Source organism: Marinobacter sp. S6332 (assembly GCF_023016045.1).
Lineage (GTDB): Bacteria > Pseudomonadota > Gammaproteobacteria > Pseudomonadales > Oleiphilaceae > Marinobacter.
Genome location: NZ_JALKAP010000031.1, coordinates 1 through 599, shown reverse-complemented (window position 1 = coordinate 599; position 599 = coordinate 1). Strand labels below are relative to the sequence as shown.

General features: G+C 56.3%; 1 pseudogene. It reads left to right on the top strand.

Annotated elements, in window-relative coordinates:
- Nucleotides 1-576, top strand: a pseudogene (locus MWU62_RS18845) (IS3 family transposase); the annotation flags it as partial.
- Nucleotides 577-599: the final 23 nt, after the last annotated feature.

Below are 599 nucleotides of genomic sequence, written 5' to 3'. Positions count from 1 at the left end.
GGTGCTGTCAAAAAAGCTCGAAGCCTTGTACGGCGAAGATCCGGACAGCGACGAGGATATCTGACACCGCTGGATGAACGTGCAAGGCTCCTGGAGCTGTTTGATGAAGCCGTTGCCGGCGGTGCAGCCCGATACAAGGCCGCAGAGTTGATTGATATGAGTGAGCGCACATTGAAGCGTTGGCGAGGTGCTAACGGCACCGTTGCAGAAGATCGGCGTCCGGATGCAGAACGGGCTGAACAGCCCCATAAACTCACACAGGCCGAGGAGGTGGCCATTCTGAGTGCGTGTAATCAACCCGAGTACCGGAGTTTACCGCCCTCCCAGATCGTGCCGTCGCTGGCCGACAAGGGGCTTTATCTGGCATCGGAATCCTCGTTTTACCGGGTGTTGAAAAAGCACCAGCAACAAAACTACCGAGGGCGCATGAAGCCACCTCGCAAGGTGCCGGAACCGACCAGCTTCACGGCGACAGGCCCGAACCAGGTCTGGAGTTGGGACATTAGTTATTGTGTGCCCGGAGTCCAGGGCGAGCATGGAAGCTCAAATGGACCACGAGTCTATCTGGAATATTGAACCGGTAATTCAGGAGGAAGTAA